Source organism: Caulobacter sp. UC70_42, from assembly GCF_044056025.1.
GTDB lineage: Bacteria > Pseudomonadota > Alphaproteobacteria > Caulobacterales > Caulobacteraceae > Caulobacter.
On record NZ_CP171994.1, the window covers coordinates 120,718 to 146,758 of the forward strand.

Below are 26,041 nucleotides of genomic sequence, written 5' to 3' on the forward strand. Positions count from 1 at the left end.
ATGGTCAAAACCAGGCCCTCAGGCCGAGCACGAAACTGGTCTCGGTGACCTCGTCGCCGCGCAGCCGGGCGAAGTCCGCGGCGCGCCCGAACCGCTTGGATAGGGCGACGCCGACATATGGCGCGAATTGGCGCCGAACCTCATAGCGAAGGCGCAATCCGAGCTCGCCGCTCGAGAGCCCCGAACCGATCGCCGCTTCGGGGATGTCTTGGGCGGCGAAGTTGAGTTCGGTGCGCGGCTGCAGGATCAGGCGCTGGGTGAGGCGCCAGTCGATCGCCCCTTCGGCGCGCGCGAGGACATCGCCCTTGCTGGAAACGAACACCGCTCCGCCCGCCTCGATCCAGTAGGGCAACAGGGTTTCGAACCCGACGGCGGCATAGGTGCGCGACTTGGGCTCGACATCCTGGCGCAAGCCCACCTGCAAGTCGGTATAGAGCGCCACGGGCCTGGAATAGAGCGCCTGCACCTCGCTGGCCTGAACGCCGTGACGGCCGCCCTCGCCCTCGGATTTGATCACCAGGCGATTGAGGTCGCCGCCGAACCAAGCCTCGCCGTCCCAGTGATAGCCGTTGCCCCCGGCCTGGGCGCGGTATTCCAGGAGGTTGGCCATCACCTGCGAGACCTGGGCGCCGCCATGCTCCTGCCGGAGCACGGCGCGAGCCCGGTCCATGGCGGCCGGATCGAAGACCCTGTCGGCCAGATGGTCGGTGGGCGGCGCCGGCGGAGCTGTTTCGTGATCGGGCAAGGGCGGCGGTCCCATCGCTTCGGCCGGGCGTTCCGATTGACCGGAGACAGCCAGGCCGGGCATGGCGCCCATGTCGTGGCCGGCGTGGGGGTCGGTCGCCGGCGCGACCTGCGTCTGAGGCATGGCCATGGCCGGCATGGCGCCCATGTCGTGTCCGGCATGGGGGTCGGCGGCTGGAGGCGGGGCCGCCGGCGCAGGCTTGGAACTGGGCGCGGCTGGCGCGCCGGCGTGGCCGGCGTGCTGGGCCAGGGCCGGCGCGGCCCACAGGACCGGCAAGAGGGCGATCAGCGAGGCCTTCATCGCGCGCCCTCCGCGGGGGTGTCGCGCACGCTGAAGACCTGAAACATCCCCGCGTGCATGTGATAGAGCATGTGGCAGTGGAAGGCCCAGTCGCCGGTCTCGGCGGTGAAGTCGAAGCTGACGCGGCCGCCGGGCAGGACGATGACGGTGTGCTTGCGCGGCATGTGGCCCGCCGGTCCGAAGGCCAGTTCGAAGAAGTGGCCGTGCAGGTGGATGGGGTGGGCCATCATGGTGTCGTTGACCAGGGTGACCCGGACCCGCTCGCCGTGGCGGAAGGCGTAGGGCGGCGGCCTATCGCTGAACTTGCGCCCGTCAAACCCCCACATGAACCGCTCCATGTTGCCGGTCAGGTGAATCTCGAGGGATCGCTCCGGGGCGCGCGGGTCGGGATTCGGCTCGAGGGCCACCAGGTCGCGATAGACCAAGACCCGGTGGCCGACGCTTTCGAGGCCCTGGCCAGGCTCGCCGGTGCGATCCATCGGCATCGGCGCGATCGACTGCACGCCCGGACCGAGCCTGACCTGAGGCGCGTTGTCCGGATTGCGCATGGACATGTCCATGCCGCCCTTGTCCATCTTGCCCATAACGTCGCTTCCGCGCTGGCGCGGCGGCCGCCATGCCGGGCGCGGGGGTCGCGGCCTTGGCGCCCATGGCCGCGTGATCCATGCCGGACATGTCCGTGGAGCCATGGTCCATGCCCCCCATGTCCATTCCCTCCATATCCATGCCCATGTCGCGCATGGTGGTCAGCGGCCGCTCGCGCGGCGGCGGGACCTCGGCGCTCATGCCCAGCCGCGGCGCCAGGGTGGCGCGGCCCAACCCAGAGCGGTCGACCGACTCCGACACGATCGTGAAGGCCTTGTCTTCGGCGGGCTGGACGATCACGTCATAGGTCTCGGCGTTGCCGATCTGGAACTCGTCGACCTCGACGGGCCGCACGTGCTGGCCGTCGGCGGCGACCACGGTCATGCGCAGCCCCGGGATGCGGACGTTGAAGACCGACTGGGCCGCGGCGTTGATGAACCGCAGGCGCACGCGCTCGCCGGGCGCGAACAGCGCCGTCCAGTTGTCCGCGGGGCCATGGCCATTGACCAGGAAGGTGTAGGCCGCGCCGGTGACGTCGGAGATGTCGGTCGGGTCCATCAGCATCTTGGCCCAGTCCAGGCGCTCGGCCAGGGTCTGGTCCTTGCCGGCCAGAAGCCCAGCGAGGGTCTGGCGCTGGTAGTTGAATGCGCCGCTCTGCTGCTTGAGCTTCTTGAAGATCTGGTGCGGGTGCAGGCGGCTGAAGTCCGACAGCACCACGACGTGCTCGCGGTCGAAGGCCACCGGATCAGGACCGACCGGATCGATGATAATGGGCCCATAGTGGCCCATCTGCTCCTGCAGGCCCGAATGGCTGTGGTACCAATAGGTGCCCGCCTGGCGGACCTGGAATTCGTAGGTGAAGGTCTCGCCGGGCTTGACGCCCGGGAAGCTGACGCCGGGCACGCCGTCCATCTGGAAGGGCACGAGCAGGCCGTGCCAGTGGATCGAGGTGTCCTCGTCGAGCGTGTTGGTCACCGACAGGCGGACATGCTGGCCTTCCTTCAGCCGGATCAGCGGGCCAGGAACCGTGCCGTTGATCGTCACGGCGTGGCCGGCCTTGCCGTCGACCGTGATCGGCGTGTGGCCGATGGTCAGCTTGATGTCCTCGCCCGAAAGGGCGGCCGGCGCGCGGCCGGGATCGCCCGCCGCGCGCGCCCAGGACGGCAGCAGGCTCGCCAGGGCGGCGCCGCCGCCGAGGACGGCGAGCGATTGGAGAAAACGACGGCGATCGAAAGCCGCGCTGGATCGAAGTATGACAGCCCTTTGACGATGACGCGCCGGCGGCAGGCCGTGAGGGACGGCCGCGACGCGATCTATAGGTGGCTACGCGCCAAACCGTCGCCCCCCTCGCCGGCGGGCGAAAAAAGTCAGGGATCGACCAGCCAGTCGGCCAGCCGCTTGCGGGCGCGATAGGCGCGCATCTCGATGGTCTTGACGCTGACGCCCAGGACCGCCGCGGCGTCCTGTTGTGAATAGCCTTCCAGATAGGTGAGGATCAGCGGCTCCTTGAGCTGGTCGGGCAGGCGCGCGATCGCCGCCTCCAGGCGCGACAGTTGTTCGGCGCGCAGACTCGCCGCCTCGGGGCCCGGCGCGGGGTCGGCGGGATCGGGCGCGCCTGGCGCGTCGATCGACCGCTCGCCCAGGATCAGCCGCCGAACCAGCAGGCGACGCCCCGGTCGCGGCACTTGTTCAGGACGATGGCCCGCATCCAGGCGCCGAACGGCCGGGTCGGATCATAGCGATCCAGCGCCTTCCAGGCGGCCACGAAGCTTTCCTGCACCACCTCGTGGGCGGCTTCGGAGTCGCCGACATGGCGCCGGGCGAAGGCGTGCAAGGCGCCCTTGTGACGCCGCATCAGCGTGCTGAAGGCGCGCTCGTCGCCGCGCGCCGCGCGCCTGGCCAGCGCGCCGTCCTCGTCCTCGCCAAGGCCGGCGGTCACGGCGTCTCGTTCGTGAGCGCCTCGCTGACGCGGCGGTCGAATTTGGCCGCCTGCTCGGGGGTCAGCACCTTACGCATCGCCAGGACGTGCTGGACCGTCTCCAGCTGCAGCGCCCCCATGGCGACATGGAAACGCTCGACCGCGGCCTCGACCTCGGGCCCGTATTCGTGGCGCGCCTGGATGGCGGCGGCCAGTTGGGCGTTGGCCGCGCGCAGCTCGGCCTCCCGGGCGCGGCGACGCACGGCGAAATCCTGTTCGAGCGCCTCGAGCCGGCGATCCTGATCCGGGCTGAGCTTCAGCTCGTGGTGAACCATCTCGTGCAGCGACTGGGCGTGATGCATCGGCAAGAACCGGCCCGAGCCGAGCCAGCCGCCGGCGATCCCGGCCAGCAGCGCCAGGACGACGGTCAGGGCCGCCCCGCGCGAGATCCGGCGCATGTCAGCGCCCGCCGAGCAGGGTCGACGGCGCCAGGTGCGCGTCGACCGAAAACGCCGAGATCTCGGAGGGGGCGCGCGCGGCGGCGTTGGCCGCGAGACTGCCGCCGACCATGCCCAGGCCCAGGGCCGCCACCACCGAGGCCGCGCGCAGCGGCACGAGCGCGTTCGCCGCGCGCCGGCCGTCGCGCCAGCTGTCGATCCTGGCCCACACCTGGCCTTCCAGGCCGGGCAGCTGGGCGTGCGGCTGGCCCCGCAACGCCTCGAAAAGTTCGTCGAGCTGGTCGCTCATCGTCGATCCCCTGACTCTGCACGCCTACATACGCGGCCCGCGGTCCAACCCCTCACCTCAGGCGCGACGCGCCCCCGGGCCGGCCGTGCGTCCGGCGCACGACGCGGAGAAAAACCATATGCTGAAAACGTCCGCACGGATCCACAGGTGTTGGGCCGCTGGCGACGCTCGGGTGCGGGTGAAAGCCACGCACGCCCCGGCCCCGCATGGCGATCGCCCCCCGGGGGGACGCGCCCGCGCCCAGGACGGCCGAGGTTCGGAGCGGCGCGATCGCCGCCGCGGCCTGGCGCCCCGTCGCGCGAGACGAGGGCCAAAACCTGCGCTTCGGAATCTACGTATTCCGACCCGGGACGTAGGACCCTAGTCCTGGACTCGAAGAACAACTTCTTCCCGTCGAAGATCAAACGGCGGCGCATCTACTCATCTTCAAACCTATTCATCTAAGGAGTCAAAGATGATCAAGACGTCCGTCATCGCCGGCTTGGCCGGCATCGCGATGCTCGTTGCAACGCCGGTTCTGGCGCAAGGGAGCGGCCACACCTTCTTCATGAAGGGCTCGATCGTCGCGAACGACAGCAACGGCACCGTGATCTGCATCGGCAAGGCGGACGGCGCCGAGGTCGGCCAGACCCTGGAAGTCTACCGCGTCAAGCAGCTGCCGGGGCCCAACAAGGCCCCGCCGTCCTATCGGCGCGACCTCGTCGGGCACGTGAAGATCGACCACGTCTTCGACGACCACTTCGCCCATGTCACGGTCGCCGACGGTACGCCGGCCAAGCACGACATCGTCGAGCTGCGCAAGAACTGAGCGGGCGATCGGTTCGCCAGCGGCGGGATGGCCCACGCCGTCTCGCCGGAGCGACCGGCGCGCGCGCCCCTCCGCTGACCTTGGGCTTTCGTCCAACGAGCGAGGCGACGAGTATCATGACGACCTTCAAGATCGGCGCGTTCGCCGCAGCCGCCGGCGTGCGGCGCGATACGATCCGGTACTACGAGCGCACCGGCCTGCTGCGCGATCCGGGCAGGACCGGCGCCGGCTACCGTGTCTATGAGGACGCCGACCTCCTGCGGCTCCATTTCATCCGGGCCGCGCAGGAGCTCGGCTTCACGCTCGCCGAAACCGCCGACCTGCTCGCGCTTCAAGCCTCCGACACCGCCAAGGCGTCGGCGGTGCTGGAGATCACCCGCGAGAAGATCCGCGACGCCGAACGCCGCATTCAGCGGCTGTCGGATATCCGTGACGTGCTCAGCGCGCTGGCCGACGATTGCCCGATGGACGTGGCGGCCTCGGACTGTCCGATCCTGGCCTTCCTCGCCGAAAGACGGGTCCGGCGGTCGGACGCCCGCGGCGACGCACCGCGGGAGGCGCTCTGACCCGCCCGGGCGCGCGGCGACACGTCAATCCTTGGCCGGCGACCTCGCCGGCTCCACCGCTCGCCCCTGGCGCGCCCGTCCGCGGCGAAGGCCATCGGTGTCGAGCCCATGATCTCCAGGGAGGAACTTGCCATGATCGACATCCGCCACACACTTCGCGCGCCCATCCAGGCGCTTGTGATCGGCGCCGCGGCGCTCGCCCTCACCGCCTGCGGCGACAAGGGCGCTGAGCCCCCGCCGCCCGCGGCCTCGGTCCAGGCCCCGGCCCCGTCGCCCGCCGCGGCCCCGGTCCCCAGCGCCGCCGATCCGGATCCCGGCGTCGGCGGCTCGACGGCGCCTTCGAACAACGCCGCCGGGCAACATGACGCCGATCACGACGCGGCGACGATGGAACGCCATCATCGTCAGGAGATGGATCACCACGCCATGCGCCAGGGCGGCGCGGCCACGGGGACGACGCCCCAACCCGACGCCGCGCCGATGAGCCCATCGGCTCCGATGAAGGACATGTGAAGACGAGGGCAAGCCCGATGCGCGGGACGACCAGCCGACAGGGATGGAGCTTGGGTCTGGCCGCCGCCTGCCTTCTGCTTTCGACGGCGGCCATCGCCCAGGAAGGCGACGAGCACGCGGCCCACCATCCGGGCGCGCAAGGCGGCGCGATGGCGGACGCCGGCGTCATGGGCGCCGCGCCGAGCCCCGCGGCAGCCGGCATGAGCGGAATGATGGACGAGATGATGGAGGGCGAAGGCGAGCATGGCGCCCGGCGCACGCCCTTCGTCTCACAACTGCTCGCCGCCCCGTCGCTCAGCGCCGAGGGGCGCAACCGGTTGATGGGCGAGGCCCAAGCGCGCGTGGAGCGCGGACTGGCCATGGCCGCCGAGGCCTCCGCCGCCGCGCGGTCCGAAGATCCGGCCGCCCGGGCGAGCGCGGCGCGGCGCCTGCGTGAAGCAAGCGACCTCTTCGCGAGCGGATCGGCCGCGCTCGCCGCCCTCGACCGCGGCGCGTCCCCGCAGCCGGCGGCAATCAGCTGGTTTCGGGATCAGATGAGCCTGGGCGCGCCGCCGCACGCGGCGCCGATCCGGTGGCTCGGCGTCTCGCCGCCCCATTTCATGCTGATGTTCGTCCTGGCGACGGTCAGCGCGATGCTGCTGGGCCTGCAGGTCGCGCGCCTGCGGCGGGTCCGCAAGATCGTCGACGCCGGCGGGTCGACGGCCCCCGCGCCCGCCCCGGCGACCGCGACGGCCTCGCCACGCCAGGCGGCGGCCGTTGAGCCGGGCGCTGAAACGCTCACGCCGAGCAACGCCGCGCCGCCCGCCGGGGCGTCGCTGCGCAAGCCCAGGAGCTGGTCTGGCCCGTTGCGGGTGGTCCAGATCGTGCGGGAGACGCCGACGATTCAGACCTTCCGGCTGGCCGACCCGGCCGCCGATCGGCTGCCCTTCGATTTTCTGCCCGGCCAGTTTCTCCAGGTCGAGGTGGAGCCGGTGGATGGCAAGCCCTCGCGGCGATCCTACACCATCGCCTCCTCGCCGACGCAGCGCGCCTATGTCGAGCTAACGGTCAAGCGCGAGGAGCAGGGCGTCGTGTCGTGCTTTCTGCACGACAAGGTCGCCGTCGGCGACCTGCTGAAGACGACGGGCCCCTTCGGCGCGTTCACCTTCACCGGAACCGACGCCGACAGCATCGTGCTGATCGCCGGCGGGGTCGGCATCACCCCCATGATGTCGGTCCTGCGCTACCTGACCGACACGGCTTGGTCGGGCGAGATCTTCTTCCTGTACGCGCCCGTTCGACCGACGAATTCGTCTTCCGCGAGGAGCTCGAGCGGCTCGAGCGGCGGTTCTCCAATCTGCACGTGATGGCGGCCATGCGACGCTCGGCCGGCACGGTCTGGCTGGGGCCGCAAGGCCCGCTCACCCGCCAGATGCTGCTCGACGCGGTCCCAGACATCGCCCGCCGCCGCATTCACATGTGCGGGCCGCCGGGCATGATGGCCGCGATGCGCCGGGAGCTGGCCGCTCTGGGCGTCCCGGACGCTCAACTTCACACCGAAGCCTTCGGGCCCGCGTCGCTGCCCGCCGACGCGGCCGAGCTCGAGGTCAAGGCGCCGCCCCCCGCGCCGTCATCCCCGAGCGTCGTCGCGCCCCCCACGCCGGCGGTCGCCGCGGCCACCATCACCTTTTCCGTGGCGGGCGTGTCGGCCCCGCTCCCCGCCGGCCAGACCGTCCTGGAAGCCGCGGAGGGCGCGGGGGTGGAAATCCCCTATGCCTGCCGCTCGGGTGAATGCGGCGTCTGCGTCACCCGGCTGATTTCGGGCGAGGTCACCATGGCGGTGGAGACCGGCCTGGATCCCGCCGACAAGGCCAAGGGCTACATCCTGGCCTGCCAGGCCAAGAGCACGGGCCAGCCGCTCGTGGTGGAGGCCTGATGCGCGAGCGCGGCGACATGGCCGTCGGCCTGCTTGTGGCCTTCCTGCTGCTCTTTCCGCTGGGCTACGTCCTGCACGTCGCGCCGCGCTTTCCCGGCAGCCTGGTCGGCGGCGTCATCGGCGTCGTCGCCGCCGTCCTCATGCTGCTGACCCTGCCCTATGTGGTGGTCAAGCACGTCAAGGCGGCGGAACGGTGGACAGGCCGGTTCGTCAGCAAGCCGACGCTGCTGGCCCTGCATGTGTATGCGGGCGTGCTGGCTCCGATCCTGGGGTTGGTTCATGCCGCCCACAAGTTCGGCAGCCCCGTCGGCCTAACGCTGACCGGCCTTGTGCTGCTGACGGTCCTCAGCGGCTTCGTCGGCCGCTACCTGCTGGCGCAGACGGCGCGGGCCCTGCGCGGCCGCCGCTCCGAGCTGGCGTCCCTGCAAGCGGCGTATCTCCACCTGCCGGCGCCCCCGGCGCCGACGGCGGCGGCCGTTGCGCTTTCCCGCTGGAAGCGGCTGTTCTTCGTCGCCGGCGAACCGCCGGCGCCGCCGCCCGATGGGGCCGAGGCCCTGGCCGCGGCCTTGGCCGACACCGAGTTCGCCATCCGCGCGGAGGGTGCGACCAACCGGCTGTTGTCGCGTTGGCGGTGGCTGCACGCTGTCCTGGGGGCGCTGGTCTACCTGGTGCTGCTTTTGCACATCGCCGCGGCCATCTATTTCGGGCTGCGCTGGCTATGATGCGGGACCGCCTCCTCTACTGGATCTTTGTCGCCGCCGGCCTGGCGCTGCTGGGCGTCGCGGCGATGATGCAGACAAGCGCGCCGCCCGGCGCCGGACCGGTGGCTCAGCTTGTCGCGCCAGGCCCCCTGTCGCCGGCCCACCAAGCCTTCGGCGCGCAGTGCGCCAGTTGCCACACGCCTCTCAAGGGCGTGGAGAGCAAGACCTGCGTCGCCTGCCACGCGAGCACCGATTTCGGAAACAAACAGTCGACCCAGTTCCATGCCCAGGCCAAGGAGTGCACGGCTTGCCACGTCGAGCACGAAGGCGCGCGCGCCATCGTGAAGATGGACCATCAGGCGTTGCTCGATCCGGCGGTGTGGCGAGGGCCGGCTGTTTCGCCACCCAATCCGCACGCCTTGCCGCCCGAAGCCGCGCTCAATTGCGCAAGCTGCCATTCCGTCCGCGATCCGCATCTGGGACTCTTTCGGCCAGGACTGCGCCAGCTGCCACGCGACCAGCAGTTGGAAGGTTCCCAACTTCCGGCATCCGTCGGTCAGCTCGACGCAATGCTCGGAGTGCCACACCGCGCCGCCCAGTCATTTCATGGAGCACTTCAGCATGGTCTCCCAGCGCGCCGCCGGCTCCAAGGCGCGCGTCGAACAATGCTACGCCTGTCACACCACCGACAGCTTCAACAACATCCGCCGCCGAGGCTGGTATGATCACCATTGAGTCCGGCTGGCTCAGCGCCTTCTTCAGGCTCGCGGTGATCATCCTCGAGCTGGCGGGCACGCTGACCATCCTCAGCGGCGCGGCGCTGGCGACGATCCTGTTCGCCCTGCGGGCCCGATCGGGCGACCGGGCCAAGGCCTATGGCGCGTTCCGGTCCGCCCTCGGCCGAAGCATCCTTCTTGGCCTCGAATTCCTGGTCGCCGGCGACATCGTCAAGTCGCTCGTCATCAACCCGACCTTGGACGATCTCATCGTCCTGGCCGGTCTGGTCTTCGTGCGCACCTTCCTTAGCATCTCGCTCGGCGTCGAGATCAACGGCCACTGGCCCTGGGAGGACACGCGCATGGCCAGGGCCACGGGCCGCGAACCTTCCTCACCGCGGGTCTGACCAGACCCGCCCACCCGCCGGGAGATTGACATGCTGCAACGACGAGACCTGCTCACGGGAGCCGCCCTGTTGGCGGCCGGCGCCGCCCAGCCCGCCGCGGCGGCCGCCCAGGCCCACGACATGAAGGGCATGGACGCCATGCCCGGCATGGCGATGTCGATGAGCGACTGCATCGATCACTGCCTGGCTTCCCATCGCCGGTGCCTTGAGACCGCCGCATACGCCCTCGGTCAAGGCGGCGCGCTCGCCGCCCCCGACCTGATCGCCATGCTCACCGACTGCGCCGAGCTGTGCCAGGCGACCGCCAACTCCATGCTCCGCGGCTCGGCCCTGCACCCGGTGCTCTGCCGCGCCTGCGCCGAAGCCTGCGACCTGTGCGCGGCGGCCTGTTCGAAACCCCGCGCCGACGCCCCGATGGCCCAGTGCGCCGAGACGTGCAGGGTGTGCGCCGCGGGCTGCCGACAGATGTCGCGCTGACCGCGCCTTCGGACCTTACGTATACACGCGGCCGCCAATTGCGGGCATTGCAAGCGTCGCGCCGTTAGAGATGCAGACGACGCCATCGGACGCGAACGTCATAAGTTGGAGATCAGAAATGATGCGCAAGATCGCAGTCGTGGCCGGCGCTGTCGGCCTTCTGGCCATGGGGACCGCCGCATTCGCCGACGGCCCCGCGCCCAAGGCCCAGACCCAGCCCGCGCCGGCCGCCTCCGCCCAGACCCCGCCGGACCACGCCCACATGCAGGGCATGGACCATGGCGGCCAGCAGATGCACGACCAGATGATGAAGGACCATCAACAGGGGATGGCGAACATGCCGGCCACGCCGCCCAAGGATCCCGCCGCCAAGAAGCCCATGAAGGGCTGCTGCATGGACAAGCCGATGGCCCCGAAAGGCAAACCCATGGCTCCCAAGGACGCCAAGGATCCCGCCATGCCCATGAAGGACATGTAACGCCCGCTCAAGCCGCGACGCGCCGAAGAACCTGCCGGGCGAGCACGCCCGGCAGGTTCTTTCACGTCCGGGCGCCGCCAGGCGATGTGACATCTACGGATATCCTCGGCCGCGCCCGCCACTAGGCTCGTCGTCACCAGCAGGGAGCCAAGCGATGTTCCACAAGGCCATCGAGACGATGCGCGCCGCGCCCTTGTTCAAGGCGCGCTACGACAACTTCATCGGCGGCGCCTGGTCGGCCCCGACCACGGGCGAGTACTTCGCCGACCACAGCCCGATCAATGGCGACCGGATCGCCGAGTTCGCCCTGTCGGGTCCGGCCGACGTGGAACTGGCGCTCGACGCCGCCCATCGCGCCAAGGCCGGCTGGGCGCGGTTGTCGCCGGCCGAGCGGTCCCGGCTGCTGAGCCGGGTCGCCGATCGCCTGGAGCAGAACCTCGACCTGCTGGCGCTCGCCGAGACGCTCGACAACGGCAAGCCGATCCGCGAGACGCGCGGCGCCGACGTGCCGCTCGCGGTCGATCACTTCCGCTATTTCGCTGGATGCATCCGGGCCGAGGAAGGCGCGATCTCGACGATCGACGCCGACACCATCGCCTACCATTTCCGCGAGCCGCTTGGCGTGGTCGGCCAGATCATTCCCTGGAACTTCCCCCTGCTGATGGCGGCCTGGAAGATCGCGCCCGCGCTGGCCGCCGGCAACTGCACGGTCATCAAGCCAGCGTCCCAGACGCCCCTGACGCTGATGATGCTCGCCGAACTCACCGCCGACATCCTGCCGCCGGGCGTGCTCAACGTCGTGACCGGGCCCGGCCGAACCGTCGGCCAGGCGATCGCCGCCAACCCGCGGATCGCCAAGGTCTCGTTCACCGGCGAGACGGTCACGGGCAAGGCGATCATGCACGCCGCGGCCGATCACCTGATCCCGCAGACGATGGAGCTCGGGGGCAAGTCGCCCAACATCTTCATGGCCGACGTCCTTGATGAGGAGGACGCCTTCTTCGACAAGGCGCTGGAAGGGTTCACGCTCTTCGCCTTCAACAAGGGCGAGGTCTGCACCTGTCCCTCGCGCGCCCTGATCCATGAATCGATCTTCGACCGGTTCATGGAGCGGGCCGTGGCCCGCGTGGCGGCGATCCGTCAGGGCGATCCGCTCGACCCCGCGACCCAGCTGGGCGCCCAGGCGTCCGAAGACCAGCTGCGCAAGATCCTCGGCTATATCGAGATCGGCAAGAACGAGGGCGCGCAATGCCTGATCGGCGGCGCGCGGGCGCTGCCCGGAGGCGAACTCGACGGGGGCTATTTCGTGCAGCCGACCGTCTTCGTCGGCGACAACAGCATGCGAATCTTCCAGGAGGAGATCTTCGGCCCAGTGTTGTCGGTGACGACCTTCAAGACCCTCGACGAGGCGATCGCGATCGCCAACGACACCCCCTATGGTCTGGGCGCCGGCGTCTGGAGCCGCAGCGGCAACACCGCCTATCGCCTCGGCCGCGCCATCGAGGCCGGACGGGTCTGGACCAACTGCTATCACCAGTATCCGGCCCACGCCGCCTTCGGCGGCTACAAGGCCTCGGGGTTCGGACGCGAGACCCACAAGGCGATGCTCGATCACTACCAGCAGACCAAGAACCTGCTCGTCTCCTACGACGAGCACGGCCTTGGTCTCTTCTGATCCCTCGCAAAGGAGCACAGCCATGGCCAAGACCATGAAGGCGGCTGTCGTCCGCCAATTCGGCGCGCCGCTGGTGATCGAGGAAGCGCCGATCCCCACGGTCGGTCCCGGACAGATCCTGGTGAAGATCGCCGCCACCGGCGTCTGTCACACCGACCTGCACGCCGCCGAGGGCGATTGGCCGGTGAAGCCGAACCCGCCCTTCATTCCTGGCCATGAAGGCGTCGGTCACGTCGCCGCTGTCGGGTCGGGCGTCACCCACGTCAAGGAGGGCGACCGGGTCGGCGTGCCGTGGCTCTACACCGCCTGCGGCCATTGCGTGCATTGCCTGGGGGGATGGGAGACCCTGTGCGAGAGCCAGCAGAACACCGGCTATTCGGTCAACGGCAGCTTCGCCGAATACGTCCTCGCCGACCCCAACTATGTCGGCCACCTGCCGGACAATGTCGGCTTTATCGACATCGCGCCGATCCTGTGCGCGGGCGTTACCGTCTACAAGGGACTGAAGGCGACCGAGGCCAAGCCGGGCGAGTGGGTCGTGGTCTCCGGCATCGGCGGCCTGGGTCACATGGCCGTGCAGTACGCCAAGGCGATGGGGCTCAACGTGGCGGCGGTCGACATCGACGACCGCAAGCTCGATCTGGCGACACGCCTTGGCGCGGCCGTGACCGTCAACGCCCGAGAGCAGGATCCCGCCGCCGCGATCAAGGCGGCGATCGGCGGCGCGCAGGGCGTCCTCGTCACCGCCGTCTCGCCCAAGGCCTTCCAGCAGGCGCTCGGCATGGTCCGGCGCGGCGGCACGGTGGCCCTCAATGGCCTGCCGCCCGGCGATTTTCCGCTGTCGATCTTCGACACCGTGCTCAACGGCGTCACCGTCCGCGGCTCGATCGTCGGCACCCGGCTCGACCTGATGGAGGCGCTGGCCTTCGCCGGCGAGGGCAAGGTTCACGCGACTGTCCACACCGAACCGCTCGAGAAGATCAACGACGTCTTCGCGCGCATGCACCACGGCGACATCGAGGGCCGCATCGTCCTCGACCTCGCCTAATCCCCCCGCGACGAACCGCGAGCAAACCATGTTCGACAGTCCTACCTTGCCGGCCACACGGCGCCGCTTCGTCCAGGGCCTGGCGGTCAGCGGGGCGGTGGCCGGAGTTTCGCCGGCGCTGCTGGCGGGCCCCGCCGCCGCCGCGACCGCCGAATTGCGCGGGACCGAATTCGATCTCGAGATCGCCGAACTGCCGGTCAACTTCACCGGCAAGCGTCGGATCGCCACGGCGGTGAACGGCGCCGTGCCCGCCCCCGTGCTGCGATTGCGCGAGGGCGACACCGTCACCCTGCGCGTCCGCAACCGCCTCAAGGAGATGTCCAGCATCCACTGGCACGGGGTCATCCTGCCCGCCGAGATGGACGGCGTACCAGGCATCAGCTTTCCCGGGATCGCGCCCGGCGAGACCTTCACCTATCGCTTCGAGCTGCGTCAGGCGGGCACCTACTGGTATCACGCGCACACCTTGGCCGAGCAAACCGGGCTTTATGGCGCGATCATCGTCGAGCCGCGCGCGCCGACCGGACCTGGGCCCGATCGGGACTACGCCATCCTGCTGAGCGACTGGTCGGACGAACCGCCGCTGCAGATCTTCACGAACCTCAAGAAGCTGAGCAGCTACTACAATTTCGCGCAGCCGACCGCCGGAGACTTCCTCAAGGATGTGGGCAAGCTGGGGTTCGGCGAGGCCCTCGCGCGGCGGCGGATGTGGAACCGGTCGCGGATGAACCCGACCGACTACAGCGACGTTTCCGCCGCCACCTACACCTACCTGATGAACGGAACGCCGCCGGCCGGGAATTGGACGGCGATCGCCGCCCCCGGCGAGCGAGTTCGCCTCCGGTTCGTGGGGGCGGGACGGCGACCTTCTTCGACGTGCGCCTTCCTGGGGTCCCGCTGACCGTCGTCTCGACCGATGGCCAGCCGGTGGAGCCGGTGACGGTCGAGGAGTTCCGGATCGGACCGGGCGAAACCTACGATGTCGAGTTCGTCATGCCCGAGGGCGCCCGAACGATCTTCGCCCAATCGATCGACCGGACGGGTTTCGCCCGCGGCGTCATCGCCCCAGCGCCCGGCATGACGGCGCCGACGCCGGCGCTCGATGCGCGGACCTGGCTCGATCCGGTCGACATGATGGGCGCCATGGCCGCCATGGGCGGCGAACACGCCGGCCACGGCATGGCGGACACGCCCCCGAAGGCGCGTCACGCGCGCACCGAGTACGGCGCCAACACCGACATGCGCGTCGACTATCCGCGCACCAATCTCGACGATCCCGGCGCGGGCCTGCGCGAGCGGTCCTGGCGGGTGCTGACCCTGGCCGACCTTCGCACGCCCGGCGGCGATCCGGATCCTCGCGAGCCGGAGCGTGAGATCGAGTTGCACCTCACCGGCAACATGGAGCGCTTCATCTGGACGCTGGACGGGATCAAGCTGAACGATTCCCGTCCGCTCCACTTCAAGCCGAACGCGCGGCTGCGCATCGTTCTCGTCAACGACACGATGATGGCCCACCCGATGCACCTCCACGGCATGTGGAGCGATGTCGAAGGCCCGGACGGCGCGTTCCAGGTCCGCAAGCATACCGTGGTGGTCCAGCCCGCCCAGCGGATCAGCTTTCGCGTCACCGCCGACGCCATGGGGCGATGGGCCTTCCACTGTCATCTGCTCTACCACATGGCGGCCGGCATGTTCCGGGAGGTGGTCGTCGCATGACCCGTCTGGCCCTCTCGCGAGCGTCTCTGCTCGCCTTGGCTCTGAGCGTTTCGGCCGTGGCCGCGCCCGCAATCGCCCAGGACGCCCCCCATCAGCACGCCGCGCCACCGCCGCCGAGCCCGGCCCCAACGGCCTCCCCCGCGGCGCCTGCGGATCACGCGGGCATGGATATGTCCGGCATGGATATGTCCGGCGCGGGGACGCCCGCCGGCGGCATGACCATGGACATGGGACGGATGCAGGGCGGCAAGGCTCCGCCGGACGCCCGCAACTCCGACGACTATGCGGACGGCTATCGCAATTCGACGCTGCCGGGCTACGAGATGGCCGACAAGCTGTCGATCCCCAAGGTTCTCGTTGACGAACTGGAGTTCGCCAGCGGCAACGAGGGGCAGGGCGTCGGCTGGACCGTCCTCGTCACCCAGGGCCAGGACGACAGCAAGCTCTGGCTGCGCAGCCAGGGCCTCAAGAACTCCAAGGATCGCCTCGATCCGGAGAGCAGCGTCGAGGCGCTGTGGTGGCGCAGCAAGAGCCCGTTCTGGGGCACGTTGCTGGGCGTTCGTCAGGATCTCGGCAAGGGGGCGACCACTTGGCTCGCCGCCGGCGTCGAGGGCCTGGCGCCCTACTGGTTCGATGTCCAGCTGACCGGCTACGTCGGCGACGACGGCCGCCTCGGCGCTCGCGCCAAGGGCGCCTACGAGGTCCGCTTCACCAATCGCCTCATCCTGACCCCGCAGGTCGAAACCAACCTCTATTCCAAGCGCTCGACCGACCGTGAGCTCGGCGGCGGCTTCAGCAACGTCGAGCTGAGCGCTCGGCTGCGCTACGAGGTCTCGCGGAAATTCGCGCCCTATGTCGGCTTCGTCTGGGAGCGGGCGCTGGACGACACCGCCGACTTCCGACGTGCCGATCGCCAGCGCCCGGCCGAGCATCGGGTGGTTGTCGGCTTGCGATCATGGTGGTGAGGCGCTGCGCGGCGCCTTGGCGACCGGAAGACGGCCTGACGTGTTCTGCGGCGGACGATAGCCCTGGCCGGAGCCAGACGGCTGCGTCGATCCTGTTGCTTCTCGCGGTCGCGGCGGCGTCTGCGGGCCAGACCGCCGTCCTCGCCTTTCTCCCGACCCTCGTCGACGGAGGCCAGGCCGACTTGGCGCTGCGCATCCACGATGTCCATGTCGCGAGTTTGACGGCGGCCCACCCGCTGGCGGCGCTCGTCTTCGCGCCGCTCTGGGGATGGCTCGCCGACCGCATCGACTACCGGATCATTCTGCGCACGGCCCTGGTCGTCCTCGCGCTGGCGACCGCGCCGGTCGGGGCGGTCCCGCTCCCCATGCTGTATGGACTTCGCTTGCTGGCTGGGCTGTCCGCGGCCGCCATCATCCCGCTGGCGCTGCTGTCAACGAACTTCGCACCCGGTGGCCGGGACGAGCAGGCGAGGCGTTTCACCTGGCTGACGGCCTTCATGTTTCTTGGCGACCTGTTCGGCCCCCTGCTCGCCGAAGCGTCCGCGTCGCTCTTTCCCCGCACGCCGCTGTTGGTGCTCGCGCTCGTCATCGCCGTGCTGGCGCTGGCGCTGACGACCGGCATTGTGCGCTTGCCGGCCCGCTGTGCCGCCCGTCCCGAGGGACGTCGCCTGCAAGCCCCGCCGCGCGTCGTCACGCTTGTCCTCCTGCTTGTCACCATCGTCGGCGGCGGCGGACTCGCCGCCATGCATGTCAGTCTGCTCGTGACCCGCTCCGAGGGCGCGCTGAGCCGCGAGGCGATCGCCGGGATGCTCAGTCTCTGCGGGCTGGCGATGTTGGCGGCTCAGCTTTTCCACACCCGCGTCACCTGGCTGGTGACCGCGCCTCGAACGCCTGGCCTGCCTCACGCTCGCGCTTCTAGCCCTGTCGCTGTTTCTCTTTCGGTTTGGAACGACCGTGGTCGAAATGGCCGGTCTCATCGCCGTCGCCGGCTGGAGCTCAGCCAGTCTTCGGCTGGTCACGAGCTTCTGGATCAGCGGCCCCATGCGGCCCTCTGGAGTCATGCTTGGGCTGCAGCATACAGCCGCGAGCCTCGGCCAGGCGCTGGCGCCCATGTCGCTCGCCGTCGTGTCACCCCATCGGCAAGCGGCCGTCGTCGAAGCGATCGGCTGGCTGTCGCTCGGTCTGCTCGCGCTTCTGCCGGCGATATGGCGCCGGACGGCGACACCGGTCCATCCAGCCGGGGAAAGGGCGTGACAGCGCCGCCACGTCCGAGAGCCGCGTCCGCCACGCGCCCAGCTTCACGCCAAGGAGTCCGCCCATGAAAATCCGCCTCGCCGCCGTTCTGCTGTTGCTCGCCTTGCCCAGCGCCGCGCTGGCGGCTGGCGACATCCTGCTCTATCGCGACCCTGGATGTGGTTGCTGCGAGGCCTGGGCCCAGGCCGTCCGTGCGAAACTGGACAGAAAGGTCATCGTCAGGGATCAGGTCGCCCGCGTGCGCCTGCAGCGCCAATCCGGCCTGCCGCCGGCGCTTTCCTCCTGCCACACCGCGATCATCGACGGTTTCGTTATCGAAGGTCATGTGCCGGTCGCCGAGGTGAAGCGTCTCCTGGCCGCCCGGCCGGCTGGCGTGAAGGGGCTCGCCGTCGGCGGCATGCCGATCGGCTCGGAGGGCATGGCGGCGCCGAGCGGGGCGCGGCAACACTACGATGTCGTGGCCTTCGGGCCGGCCGGCGCGCGGGTTTTCGCCCGCTACTGACCTCCAACGGTCAGGGCCATGGGCTGGCGTCGGGTCAATGCGCGTCGCGCGACATCCCCGACTGCCTGACGCAAGGCTTCGAGCACCGCCCGGCCGATCACCGGCTTGGGGATCACCTGATCGAAGCCGGCCGCGCGCGCGCGTTGCTCGAGATCCTCGTCGTAGAAGCCGGAGATCAGGATGGCGCCGCCGCGCCAGCCCTGGCGCCGGAGATGATCCAGGAGCGTCAGGCCGTCGATGTCGGGCATCCGGTAGTCGAGGATCACGCAATCGGCTTCCCTAGCGCGCGGATCAGCCAGAAGGGCGCTCCCCGTGGTGTAGCCGCTCACCGTGTAGCCGCGGGCTCGAAGCATGAGGAGGAGGCCGCGTCGCACGCCAGGATCATCGTCGGAGACGAGGACCGTATAGCGGCGATCGCGCGGCGAGGAACTGACCGATAACATCGCGCGATGAAGGCATCCGGTTGAAAGCCTGGTGACCGTCGCATGTCCGCCGCCTCCGGGTCGCTACGTAAACGTCGCAGTCACTTGGGTTTGCGGCCCATCCCGGCGGCGAAGGCGATCCTAAGCGCCTCGGACAGGTTGCGCACGTCCAGCTTGGTCATCAGGCTGGCGCGATGCACCTCCACGGTGCGTGACGAGCATCCAAGGTCATAGGCGATGGTCTTGTTGGGATGGCCTTGGGCCAAGCCCTCCAGCACCTCGCGCTCACGAGGGGTGAGGCTGGCGATGCGAACCTGCGCGTCCGACGCCTCGATCGCGCGGACGTCGGCGTCGTCGATACGCGCGAATGCTCGCTCGACCGCATGGAGAAGAGCGGCCTTCTCGAAGGGCTTTTCGAGGAAATCCACGGCGCCGGCCTTCATCGCCTGCACCGCGACCGACACATCGCCATGACCCGTCAGCACGATGACCGGCATCTGGATGCCGCGCTCGGCCATGGCGGTCTGCACCTCCAGGCCGTCCATCGCCGGCATGCGCACGTCGAGAATGACGCAGCCCTGGGTCGTGGGCCGGGCCCGGGCCAGAAATTCGACACCCGAGGCGTAGGTCTCAACGCCAAGGCCGACCGCCTTCAACGCAAACCCGGCCGCGCGCCGGATCGCCTCTTCGTCGTCGACGAGGTGTATGATCCGCCTATCCCCCATAATCCTCCTCCGCCCCCGCGTGGATCAAGGTGAAATGGAACCGGGCGCCGCCACGCTCAGGCGCCTCGACCCAGATCCGCCCGCCGTGCGCTTCGATGATGGTCCGGCAGATCGAGAGCCCCAGACCCATGCCGTCGGCCTTGGTCGAGACGAACGCCGTGAAGAGCTGCTCGCCGATGTCCTCGGCGATGCCCGGCCCGCTATCCTCGAACGGTGACCTCGATCAGGCCGTCGCCGCGCAGGCGCGTGGCGATTCTCAGGTCGCGGATCGGGGTGTCCGCCATCGCCTCGATGGCGTTGCGCATAAGGTTGACCAGGACCTGTTGAATCTGCACCCGATCGACGAGGACGGGCGTGGCCGCCGGATCGAAATCGAAGAAGCTGCGCACCCCCCGCTCGCGCGCGCCCACGAGCGCCAGCTGGCCGGCGTCGCCGATCACCTGCGCCAGGTCGTGCAGGCTCTTCTCGACCTCGCCGCGCGCCACGAAGTCGCGCAGGCGGCGCACGATATGGCCAGCGCGCAGGGTCTCCTGCGCGGCCTCGTCCATGACCCGGCGAAAGGTGGCGAAGGGTTCCCCCTGCTCGGCTTCCAGCATGTCGCGGATCGTCTCCAGATAGAGCGAGACGGCCGCCAGAGGCTGGTTGAGTTCATGCGCCAGGGTCGAGGCCATGGTGCCCATGGCGCTCAGCCGGGAGACATGAACCAGCTCGGCCTGAAGCGCCTTCAGCTTCAGTTCGTCCTGCTCCTTGGCGGTCAGATCGCGAATGAAGCCGGTGAACAGCCGCTGGCCGTTCTCGCCCGCCTCGCCGACCGAAAGCTCCATCGGGAAGGTCGACCCGTCACGTCGCAGCCCCACCACGACGCGGCCGACGCCGATGATCCTGCGCTCGCCGGTCTGCAGGTAGTGGTTGATGTACGCGTCGTGCCGGCCATGGCCCGGCTCGGGCATCAGACACGCGACATTGCGGCCGATCAGCTCGGCCTCGCGATAGCCGAACAGGCGCTCGGCCGCCGCGCTGAACGAGGTGATGGCGCCGGCCTCGTCGATGATGATCATCGCGTCCGGCACCGTCGCCAGGATCGATTGCAAATGCTGCTCGCGCGTTTCGATGGAGGCGCGCACCGCGGCCTCGTCGGTGATGTCGCGGGCGATGCAGGCGAAGCCGCGATGCGCGCCCGCGTCGAACAGCGGCGTGACGGTCAGGCGGGCGAGGTATTCAGCGCCGTTTTCGCAGACCCGCCAGGCCTCGCGCTCCAGCACGCCGTCGCGCAAGGCCGCGGCGAGATCCGCCCGGGGACGCCCGGCGTGGATCTCATCGGGCGGATAGAAGACATCGTGCTGCTGGCCGACGACGTGATCGGCTGACCAGCATTCGATCCGTTCGCCGCCGATATTGTAGCTCAGGACCCGTCCCGAGGCGGCAAGCAGCGTCAGTACATAGCCGCCGGCCTGGCGCAGAAACAGCCGCGCAAGCTGCTCGACGGCGGCCACGCCCGCCTCGGGGCCTTGATCCTGGTCGCGCATGCCGCCGGCTCAGGCCAGATCCGCGGCGCGCAGGCGCGGCGATGCGGCGCGAGCGCGAGCTTGGCGACACCCCGCGGGGCCGGACCGGCAGGCCGCCCGACAACGCCGCGCGCCAGCCTTCAGCCCCCACGCGCGCGGGTCCGATAGTGCATCCATGGGTCACGGTCTCGCTTGTATCCGCGGGGTCCTATCGCGTTTACGCGCGGGCCGGCCGGTCCCCTCAGAATTTCAGCGCAAAGTGCGGCCGCGCCGTTGCTTGGCGCCCGCGCGGCTTGTCGAACGCCTCGCGGCCTGTTGCCCTCTCCAGCCGCGGGTCTGAGGAGAGTACGTATTGACCCCGGCACGATCTCAGACCCTACAAGGACTGCTGGCGAAAGGAACGCGCGGATGAACGAGACCAAGCCCACGGCGCATGGCGCCCGGCGGCCGACCAAGTGAAGGACCCGGTCTGCGGCATGAGCGTGGACCCGGCCAAGACCGCGCACCATGCCGAGCACGCCGGCAAGCCGCACCACTTCTGCAGCGCGGGCTGCCGGGCCAAATTCATCGCCGATCCCGACCGCTATCTCGGCGCGCCGGCCGCGTCGGCCGCGTCGGCCGCGCCCGAAGGCGTCATCTGGACCTGCCCCATGCATCCGGAGATCCGCCAGGACCATCCCGGAGCCTGTCCCATCTGCGGCATGGCGCTCGAACCGGCGACGGTGACCGCCGACGCCGGTCCCAGCCATGAGCTGATCGACATGACCCGCCGCTTCTGGGTCGGTCTGGCTCTCAGCATCCCGGTGCTGATCCTCGAGATGGGCGGCCATCTATTCCCCGCGTTGCATCACATCATCCCGATGCCGGTTTCGATATGGGTCCAGTTCGCCCTGGCTACCCCGGTGGTCCTATCGGGCCGGTTGGCCGTTCTTCGAGCGTGGCTGGGCCTCGCTGAAGACCCGCAACCTCAACATGTTCACGCTGATCGCCATGGGGACGGGCGTGGCCTGGATCTATAGCGTCGTCGCCACGCTCGCGCCCCAGGTCTTCCCACCCGCGTTCCAGAACACCGACGGCGTGGTGGCGGTCTATTTCGAGGCCGCGGCGGTGATCACCGTGCTGGTGCTGCTGGGCCAGGTGCTCGAACTGCGGGCGCGCGAGCGCACATCGGGCGCGATCAAGGCGCTGCTCAATCTGGCGCCCAAGACCGCGCGCCGCATCGCGGCGGACGGGTCGGAGGCGGAGGTCAGCCTCGATCTGGTGACGGTCGGCGATCGTCTGCGCGTGCGGCCCGGCGAAAAGGTCCCGGTCGACGGGGTGGTCGAGGACGGCCGTTCCTCGCTGGACGAGTCGATGGTCACCGGCGAGTCCATGCCGGTCACGAAGGCCAAGGACGACAAGGTGATCGGCGGCACGCTCAACCAGACCGGCGCGCTGGTCATCGTCGCCGACAAGGTCGGTCGCGACACCATGCTCGCCCGCATCGTCCAGATGGTCGCCGAGGCCCAGCGTTCGCGCGCGCCGATCCAGCGCATGGCCGACCAGGTCTCCGGCTGGTTCGTCCCGGTCGTCATCGGCGTGGCGGTCCTGGCCTTCATCGCCTGGAGCGTCTGGGGGCCCGAGCCGCGCTTCGCCTACGGACTCGTGGCCGCCGTCGCCGTCCTGATCATCGCCTGTCCCTGCGCGCTGGGGCTCGCCACGCCGATGTCGATCATGGTCGGCGTCGGCCGGGGCGCGGGCGTCGGCGTCCTGATCAAGAACGCCGAAGCGCTCGAGCATATGGAGAAGGTCGACACGCTGGTCGTCGACAAGACCGGCACGCTGACGGAGGGCCGCCCGGCGGTCACGCAGGTCGTGCCCGCGGCGGGGTTTGACGAGGTCGAACTGCTGCGGCTGGCCGCGTCCGTCGAACGGGCGTCCGAACATCCGCTGGCGCTGGCCATCGTCGAAGCGGCCAAGGCGCGCGGCGTCGCGGTCGCCGAGGTCAGCGATTTCGATTCCCCGACCGGGCGCGCGCGCGCTGGGAACCGTCGAGGGCCGCCGCATCGTGCTCGGCAACGCCCGGTTCCTGGCCGACGAGGGCGTCGCGACCGAGGCCCTGGCGGAGCAGGCCGACGCTCTTCGCCGCGACGGGGCCACGGCGATCTTCATCGGCGTCGACGGCCGGGTCGGCGGCGCCTTCGCCATCGCCGACCCCGTCAAGGCGACCACGCCCGAAGCCTTGGCCGCCCTCAAGGCCGAAGGCATCCGGGTGGTGATGCTGACGGGCGACAACCGCACCACGGCCGAGGCGGTCGCGCGGCGTCTGGGCATCGAGGAAGTGGAAGCCGAGGTCCTGCCCGACCAGAAGAGCGCCGTCGTCGCGCGTCTCAAGCGCGAGGGGCGCGTGGTCGCCATGGCCGGAGACGGCGTCAACGACGCGCCGGCCCTCGCCGCGGCCGATGTCGGCATCGCCATGGGCTCGGGGACCGATGTGGCGATCGAGAGCGCGGGCGTCACCCTCCTCAAGGGCGACCTCAACGGCATCGTCAAGGCGCGGCGGCTGAGCCAGGCGACCATGTCCAACATCCGCCAGAACCTGGTCTTCGCCTTCATCTACAACGTCGCGGGCGTGCCCGTGGCGGCCGGCGTGCTCTATCCGCTGTTTGGCATCCTGCTCTCGCCGATCATCGCGGCCGCGGCGATGGCGCTGTCCTCGGTCAGCGTGGTCACCAACGCGCTGCGGCTCAATCGGCAGAAGATATGAGCATGCGCGCTCGTCCCGAAGCCGCCGCCCAAACCGCTCGCCGCCCCTAGGAGCCCGCCAATGCATTACAGCCGCGGAAATTATGAAGCGTTCGTCCGTCCCCGCAAGCCGGAGCGGGCCGACAGGGCGACGGCCTGGTTCGTCGGCGCGGGCCTCGCCGGCCTGGCGGGCGCGGCCTTCCTCATCAGGGACGGCGGCGTCGCGGGCGAGCGCATCACGCTTCTCGAGGAGTTGGAGCTTCCCGGCGGCGCCCTTGATGGCCTGGACGTGGCGGAAAAGGGGTTCGTCATCCGCGGCGGGCGCGAGATGGAGGCGCATTTCGAGTGCCTCTGGGATCTCTACCGCTCGATCCCCTCGCTCGAGATCGAAGACGCCAGCGTCCTCGACGAATTCTACCGGCTCAACAAGGACGATCCGAACGTCTCGCTGCAGCGGGTCACGCAGAGCCGCGGGCAGGATGTGCCCGACAAGGCGCTGCTGACGCTGAACGACAAGGCCCAACGAGAGCTCCTCTCCGTCTTCCTGGCGACCCGCGAAGAGATGGAGAACAAGCGGATCAACGAGGTGTTCGGCCCCGATTTCCTGAAGAGCAATTTCTGGCTGTTCTGGCGTACGATGTTCGCGTTCGAGGAGTGGCATTCGGCCCTGGAGATGAAACTCTATCTCCACCGCTTCATCCACCACATCGGCCAGCTCGCCGACTTCTCGTCGCTCAAGTTCAACCGGTACAATCAGTACGAGTCGATGGTCCTGCCGCTGGTCAAGTGGCTGCAGGATCAGGGCGTCCGGTTCCGCTACGGCGTTCAGGTCACCGACATCGATTTCGCGATCGACGCCGAACGCAAGCAGGCGACGCGGATCGGCTGGATCGAGAAGGGCGCCGAGGGCGGCGTCGATCTTGGCCCCGACGATCTGGTGTTCATCACCATCGGGTCGCTGACCGAAAATTCCGACAGCGGCGACCATCAGACCCCGGCCAAGCTGAATCAAGGCCCGGCGCCCGCCTGGGACCTGTGGCGGCGCATCGCGGCCAAGGACCCGGCCTTCGGACGTCCCGACGTGTTCGGGGCCCATATTGCGCAGACCAAATGGGCGTCGGCGACCATCACCACGCTCGACGCGCGTATTCCGCAGTACATCCGCAAGATCGCCAAGCGCGATCCGTTCAGCGGCAAGGTGGTCACCGCCGGCATCGTCACGGCCAAGGATTCGAGCTGGCTGCTGAGTTGGACGGTCAGCCGCCAGCCCCATTTCAAGAAGCAGCCGAAGGACCAGCTCGTGGCCTGGTTCTACGCCCTGTTCGTCGATCGGCCCGGCGACTATGTGAAAAAGCCGATGCAGGCCTGCACTGGCGAGGAGATCACCCAGGAATGGCTCTATCACCTCGGCGTCCCGGTTCGAGGATATCGCCGATCTCGCGGCGAGCGGCGCCAGGACCGTGCCGGTGATGATGCCCTATATCACCGCCTTCTTCATGCCCCGCCAGGCCGGAGACCGGCCGGACGTGGTCCCGGCGGGGGCCGTCAATTTCGCCTTCATCGGCCAGTTCGCCGAGTCCAAGCAGCGCGACTGCATCTTCACCACGGAGTATTCGGTCCGCACGCCGATGGAGGCGGTCTACACGCTGCTCGATGTCGAGCGCGGCGTGCCCGAAGTGTTCAACTCGACCTATGACATTCGCACTCTGCTCGCCGCCGTCGCGCCGCTGCGGGATGGCGAGGGCATCGAGATCCCCGGCCCCGCCATCCTGCGCAAGCTGCTGCTGAAGACGCTGGAAGGCACCGAGATCGCCAAGCTGGTCGAGCGGTTTCATCTGATCGCGGACTAGCGATCGCCGGGGCGGCCGCCGCGGCGAGCGTCTAGGCTCGCGGCGGCCGTCCCATCCCCGCCGCGAAGGCGATCCGCAGGGTCTGGGCCAAGGTCTGGACGCCGAGCTTGCGTGCCAGGCTCGCGCGACAGACCTCGACCGTGCGCGAGGAGATCCCGAGATCATAGGCGATGGCCTTGTTCGCGCGCCCCTGGGCGAGACCTTCGAGGACATCCCGCTCGCGCGGCGACAGAGCCTCGACGCGGCCCTGCGCCTCGGCTTCCTCGGCCGCCCGGCCATCGGCCCGGTCGATGCGCGCGAAGCCGCGATGGAGCGCTTCGAGCAGCATGGCCTTTTCAACAGGCTTGGCCAGGAAGTCGACGGCCCCGGCCCGCATCGCCCGGACCGCCAGGGCGACATCGCCATTGCCGGTCAGCACGACGACCGGCATGTCGACGCCGATATCGGCCAGGGCGACCTGAACCTCAAGCCCGCCCAGGCCCGGCATCTGCATGTCCAGGATGACGCAGCCGATCTTGGCCTGCGTCGCGACGGCCACAAACGCCGTCCCCGACGGATAGGTCTCGACGCTGAAGCCCGTGGCGCGGAGCATGAAGCCGACCGACCGCTGGATCGTCTCCTCGTCGTCGACGATATGAACGACACGCTTGTCCCCCATGGGCCTCCTCAGGCGAACTGAGCGGGCGCCAGGCTGCAGTGGCGAATGCGGCGCCGCTTCGCGGACGCCTTGTGCGGGTTGGACCGGGGTCCAGGGTCAAGAGGCTTCGCCGTTCGCCTCC

At 69.3% G+C, this 26,041-nt stretch carries 25 protein-coding genes and 4 pseudogenes; 17 read left to right on the forward strand and 12 right to left on the reverse strand.

Annotated elements, in window-relative coordinates; translation table 11 throughout:
• Window positions 1-4 precede the first annotated feature (4 nt).
• From ACHMW8_RS00835 to ACHMW8_RS00860, 6 genes and pseudogenes are all read right to left on the reverse strand, one after another.
• Complete coding sequence (locus ACHMW8_RS00835) at window positions 5-1,045, reverse strand: copper resistance protein B (RefSeq protein WP_062098110.1); 1,041 nt, start codon at window positions 1,043-1,045, stop codon at window positions 5-7.
• Window positions 1,042-2,884, reverse strand: a pseudogene (locus ACHMW8_RS00840) (copper resistance system multicopper oxidase). The gene ACHMW8_RS00835 and the pseudogene ACHMW8_RS00840 overlap by 4 nt, the downstream one beginning before the upstream one ends.
• A 113-nt stretch (window positions 2,885-2,997) precedes the next feature.
• The gene (locus tag ACHMW8_RS00845) at window positions 2,998-3,315 is read right to left on the reverse strand and encodes a sigma-70 family RNA polymerase sigma factor (RefSeq protein ID WP_349290483.1); all 318 of its coding nucleotides are present in this window, start codon (window positions 3,313-3,315) and stop codon (window positions 2,998-3,000) included.
• Entirely contained in the window at window positions 3,276-3,569 is a 294-nt protein-coding gene (locus ACHMW8_RS00850) for an RNA polymerase sigma factor (RefSeq protein WP_349290484.1), read from the reverse strand. The genes ACHMW8_RS00845 and ACHMW8_RS00850 overlap by 40 nt, the downstream gene beginning before the upstream one ends.
• Complete coding sequence (locus tag ACHMW8_RS00855) at window positions 3,566-4,006, reverse strand: periplasmic heavy metal sensor (protein WP_062098114.1); 441 nt, start codon at window positions 4,004-4,006, stop codon at window positions 3,566-3,568. The genes ACHMW8_RS00850 and ACHMW8_RS00855 overlap by 4 nt, the downstream gene beginning before the upstream one ends.
• Window position 4,007: 1 nt before the next feature.
• Window positions 4,008-4,295, reverse strand: a complete 288-nt coding sequence (locus tag ACHMW8_RS00860) for a hypothetical protein (protein ID WP_062098116.1) — start codon at window positions 4,293-4,295, stop codon at window positions 4,008-4,010.
• A 454-nt stretch (window positions 4,296-4,749) separates the two neighbouring features.
• Between ACHMW8_RS00860 and ACHMW8_RS00865 the strand changes: the two genes are divergently transcribed.
• The 6 genes from ACHMW8_RS00865 (at window position 4,750) to ACHMW8_RS00890 (ending at window position 8,819) form a co-directional block, all read left to right on the forward strand.
• Entirely contained in the window at window positions 4,750-5,103 is a 354-nt protein-coding gene (locus ACHMW8_RS00865) for a hypothetical protein (protein ID WP_062098118.1), read from the forward strand.
• A gap of 116 nt (window positions 5,104-5,219) precedes the next feature.
• Window positions 5,220-5,669 carry a heavy metal-responsive transcriptional regulator gene (locus ACHMW8_RS00870; RefSeq protein WP_062098120.1) on the forward strand — a complete coding sequence of 150 codons (450 nt, stop codon included), beginning with the start codon at window positions 5,220-5,222 and terminating at the stop codon, window positions 5,667-5,669.
• Window positions 5,670-5,801: 132 nt separating this feature from the next.
• Entirely contained in the window at window positions 5,802-6,182 is a 381-nt protein-coding gene (locus ACHMW8_RS00875; RefSeq protein ID WP_066730188.1) for a hypothetical protein, read from the forward strand.
• 149 nt (window positions 6,183-6,331) lie between these two features.
• A complete protein-coding gene (locus ACHMW8_RS00880; RefSeq protein ID WP_395444498.1) occupies window positions 6,332-7,528 on the forward strand; it encodes an FAD-binding oxidoreductase in 1,197 nt (398 codons plus the stop codon).
• Entirely contained in the window at window positions 7,423-8,097 is a 675-nt protein-coding gene (locus ACHMW8_RS00885; protein ID WP_395444499.1) for a flavin reductase family protein, read from the forward strand. The genes ACHMW8_RS00880 and ACHMW8_RS00885 overlap by 106 nt, the downstream gene beginning before the upstream one ends.
• Window positions 8,097-8,819, forward strand: a complete 723-nt coding sequence (locus ACHMW8_RS00890) for a hypothetical protein (protein ID WP_062100026.1) — start codon at window positions 8,097-8,099, stop codon at window positions 8,817-8,819. The genes ACHMW8_RS00885 and ACHMW8_RS00890 overlap by 1 nt, the downstream gene beginning before the upstream one ends.
• Here ACHMW8_RS00890 and ACHMW8_RS00895 read toward each other — a convergent pair.
• Window positions 8,795-9,385 carry a hypothetical protein gene (locus ACHMW8_RS00895; RefSeq protein ID WP_395444500.1) on the reverse strand — a complete coding sequence of 197 codons (591 nt, stop codon included), beginning with the start codon at window positions 9,383-9,385 and terminating at the stop codon, window positions 8,795-8,797. The genes ACHMW8_RS00890 and ACHMW8_RS00895 overlap by 25 nt on opposite strands.
• A gap of 134 nt (window positions 9,386-9,519) precedes the next feature.
• Here ACHMW8_RS00895 and ACHMW8_RS00900 point away from each other — a divergent pair, with 134 nt between their 5' ends.
• The 9 genes and pseudogenes from ACHMW8_RS00900 to ACHMW8_RS00940 all read left to right on the forward strand — a co-directional run bounded on the left by ACHMW8_RS00900 (window position 9,520) and on the right by ACHMW8_RS00940 (window position 18,036).
• Complete coding sequence (locus ACHMW8_RS00900; RefSeq protein WP_062100024.1) at window positions 9,520-9,921, forward strand: DUF1622 domain-containing protein; 402 nt, start codon at window positions 9,520-9,522, stop codon at window positions 9,919-9,921.
• Between the two features lie 30 nt (window positions 9,922-9,951).
• On the forward strand, window positions 9,952-10,398 hold the full coding sequence (locus tag ACHMW8_RS00905; RefSeq protein WP_062100023.1) for a four-helix bundle copper-binding protein: 447 nt from the start codon (window positions 9,952-9,954) through the stop codon (window positions 10,396-10,398).
• 118 nt (window positions 10,399-10,516) lie between these two features.
• Window positions 10,517-10,876: a hypothetical protein gene (locus ACHMW8_RS00910; RefSeq protein WP_062100022.1), complete on the forward strand. Its 360-nt coding sequence runs from the start codon at window positions 10,517-10,519 to the stop codon at window positions 10,874-10,876.
• Window positions 10,877-11,030: 154 nt separating this feature from the next.
• Window positions 11,031-12,551: an aldehyde dehydrogenase family protein gene (locus ACHMW8_RS00915; protein WP_062100021.1), complete on the forward strand. Its 1,521-nt coding sequence runs from the start codon at window positions 11,031-11,033 to the stop codon at window positions 12,549-12,551.
• 22 nt (window positions 12,552-12,573) lie between these two features.
• On the forward strand, window positions 12,574-13,599 hold the full coding sequence (gene adhP, locus ACHMW8_RS00920) for an alcohol dehydrogenase AdhP (protein ID WP_062100020.1): 1,026 nt from the start codon (window positions 12,574-12,576) through the stop codon (window positions 13,597-13,599).
• 28 nt (window positions 13,600-13,627) lie between these two features.
• Window positions 13,628-15,315, forward strand: a pseudogene (locus ACHMW8_RS00925) (copper resistance system multicopper oxidase).
• 179 nt (window positions 15,316-15,494) lie between these two features.
• Entirely contained in the window at window positions 15,495-16,280 is a 786-nt protein-coding gene (locus ACHMW8_RS00930; protein ID WP_156449520.1) for a copper resistance protein B, read from the forward strand.
• Window positions 16,281-16,375: 95 nt separating this feature from the next.
• Window positions 16,376-17,602, forward strand: coding sequence for an MFS transporter (locus tag ACHMW8_RS00935; RefSeq protein WP_395444501.1), 1,227 nt, complete (start codon window positions 16,376-16,378; stop codon window positions 17,600-17,602).
• Complete coding sequence (locus ACHMW8_RS00940) at window positions 17,599-18,036, forward strand: DUF411 domain-containing protein (RefSeq protein WP_062099702.1); 438 nt, start codon at window positions 17,599-17,601, stop codon at window positions 18,034-18,036. Before ACHMW8_RS00935 ends, ACHMW8_RS00940 begins: the two co-directional genes overlap by 4 nt.
• On the opposite strand, the gene ACHMW8_RS00945 is transcribed toward ACHMW8_RS00940, so the two are convergent.
• The 4 genes from ACHMW8_RS00945 to ACHMW8_RS00960 all read right to left on the reverse strand — a co-directional run bounded on the left by ACHMW8_RS00945 (window position 18,030) and on the right by ACHMW8_RS00960 (window position 20,709).
• The gene (locus tag ACHMW8_RS00945) at window positions 18,030-18,479 is read right to left on the reverse strand and encodes a response regulator (protein WP_062099703.1); all 450 of its coding nucleotides are present in this window, start codon (window positions 18,477-18,479) and stop codon (window positions 18,030-18,032) included. The genes ACHMW8_RS00940 and ACHMW8_RS00945 overlap by 7 nt on opposite strands.
• A gap of 80 nt (window positions 18,480-18,559) precedes the next feature.
• Entirely contained in the window at window positions 18,560-19,183 is a 624-nt protein-coding gene (locus tag ACHMW8_RS00950) for a response regulator transcription factor (protein WP_066681842.1), read from the reverse strand.
• A complete protein-coding gene (locus ACHMW8_RS00955) occupies window positions 19,173-19,373 on the reverse strand; it encodes an ATP-binding protein (protein ID WP_395445859.1) in 201 nt (66 codons plus the stop codon). Before ACHMW8_RS00955 ends, ACHMW8_RS00950 begins: the two co-directional genes overlap by 11 nt.
• A gap of 10 nt (window positions 19,374-19,383) precedes the next feature.
• On the reverse strand, window positions 19,384-20,709 hold the full coding sequence (locus ACHMW8_RS00960; protein ID WP_395444502.1) for a PAS domain S-box protein: 1,326 nt from the start codon (window positions 20,707-20,709) through the stop codon (window positions 19,384-19,386).
• 434 nt (window positions 20,710-21,143) lie between these two features.
• Between ACHMW8_RS00960 and ACHMW8_RS00965 the strand changes: the two are divergent.
• Together ACHMW8_RS00965 and ACHMW8_RS00970 are read left to right on the forward strand one after the other, a co-directional pair.
• Window positions 21,144-23,434: pseudogene (locus tag ACHMW8_RS00965) on the forward strand (heavy metal translocating P-type ATPase).
• 60 nt (window positions 23,435-23,494) lie between these two features.
• A pseudogene (locus tag ACHMW8_RS00970) lies at window positions 23,495-25,262 on the forward strand (oleate hydratase).
• Window positions 25,263-25,293: 31 nt separating this feature from the next.
• Here the strand turns inward: ACHMW8_RS00970 and ACHMW8_RS00975 are convergent.
• Complete coding sequence (locus tag ACHMW8_RS00975; RefSeq protein ID WP_062099708.1) at window positions 25,294-25,920, reverse strand: response regulator transcription factor; 627 nt, start codon at window positions 25,918-25,920, stop codon at window positions 25,294-25,296.
• Window positions 25,921-26,041: the final 121 nt, after the last annotated feature.

Excerpts from the sequence above, each read along its gene's own strand:
- ACHMW8_RS00835 (WP_062098110.1), bottom strand. The coding sequence starts at position 1,045 with ATGAAGGCCTCGCTGATCGCCCTCTTGCCGGTCCTGTGGGCCGCGCCG.
- ACHMW8_RS00855 (WP_062098114.1), bottom strand. The coding sequence starts at position 4,006 with ATGCGCCGGATCTCGCGCGGGGCGGCCCTGACCGTCGTCCTGGCGCTG.
- ACHMW8_RS00860 (WP_062098116.1), bottom strand. The coding sequence starts at position 4,295 with ATGAGCGACCAGCTCGACGAACTTTTCGAGGCGTTGCGGGGCCAGCCG.
- ACHMW8_RS00865 (WP_062098118.1), top strand. The coding sequence starts at position 4,750 with ATGATCAAGACGTCCGTCATCGCCGGCTTGGCCGGCATCGCGATGCTC.
- ACHMW8_RS00870 (WP_062098120.1), top strand. The coding sequence starts at position 5,220 with ATGACGACCTTCAAGATCGGCGCGTTCGCCGCAGCCGCCGGCGTGCGG.
- ACHMW8_RS00875 (WP_066730188.1), top strand. The coding sequence starts at position 5,802 with ATGATCGACATCCGCCACACACTTCGCGCGCCCATCCAGGCGCTTGTG.
- ACHMW8_RS00880 (WP_395444498.1), top strand. The coding sequence starts at position 6,332 with ATGGCGGACGCCGGCGTCATGGGCGCCGCGCCGAGCCCCGCGGCAGCC.
- ACHMW8_RS00890 (WP_062100026.1), top strand. The coding sequence starts at position 8,097 with ATGCGCGAGCGCGGCGACATGGCCGTCGGCCTGCTTGTGGCCTTCCTG.
- ACHMW8_RS00900 (WP_062100024.1), top strand. The coding sequence starts at position 9,520 with ATGATCACCATTGAGTCCGGCTGGCTCAGCGCCTTCTTCAGGCTCGCG.
- ACHMW8_RS00905 (WP_062100023.1), top strand. The coding sequence starts at position 9,952 with ATGCTGCAACGACGAGACCTGCTCACGGGAGCCGCCCTGTTGGCGGCC.
- ACHMW8_RS00910 (WP_062100022.1), top strand. The coding sequence starts at position 10,517 with ATGATGCGCAAGATCGCAGTCGTGGCCGGCGCTGTCGGCCTTCTGGCC.
- ACHMW8_RS00915 (WP_062100021.1), top strand. The coding sequence starts at position 11,031 with ATGTTCCACAAGGCCATCGAGACGATGCGCGCCGCGCCCTTGTTCAAG.
- adhP (WP_062100020.1), top strand. The coding sequence starts at position 12,574 with ATGGCCAAGACCATGAAGGCGGCTGTCGTCCGCCAATTCGGCGCGCCG.
- ACHMW8_RS00930 (WP_156449520.1), top strand. The coding sequence starts at position 15,495 with ATGGATATGTCCGGCGCGGGGACGCCCGCCGGCGGCATGACCATGGAC.
- ACHMW8_RS00940 (WP_062099702.1), top strand. The coding sequence starts at position 17,599 with ATGAAAATCCGCCTCGCCGCCGTTCTGCTGTTGCTCGCCTTGCCCAGC.
- ACHMW8_RS00945 (WP_062099703.1), bottom strand. The coding sequence starts at position 18,479 with ATGTTATCGGTCAGTTCCTCGCCGCGCGATCGCCGCTATACGGTCCTC.
- ACHMW8_RS00950 (WP_066681842.1), bottom strand. The coding sequence starts at position 19,183 with ATGGGGGATAGGCGGATCATACACCTCGTCGACGACGAAGAGGCGATC.
- ACHMW8_RS00960 (WP_395444502.1), bottom strand. The coding sequence starts at position 20,709 with ATGCGCGACCAGGATCAAGGCCCCGAGGCGGGCGTGGCCGCCGTCGAG.
- ACHMW8_RS00975 (WP_062099708.1), bottom strand. The coding sequence starts at position 25,920 with ATGGGGGACAAGCGTGTCGTTCATATCGTCGACGACGAGGAGACGATC.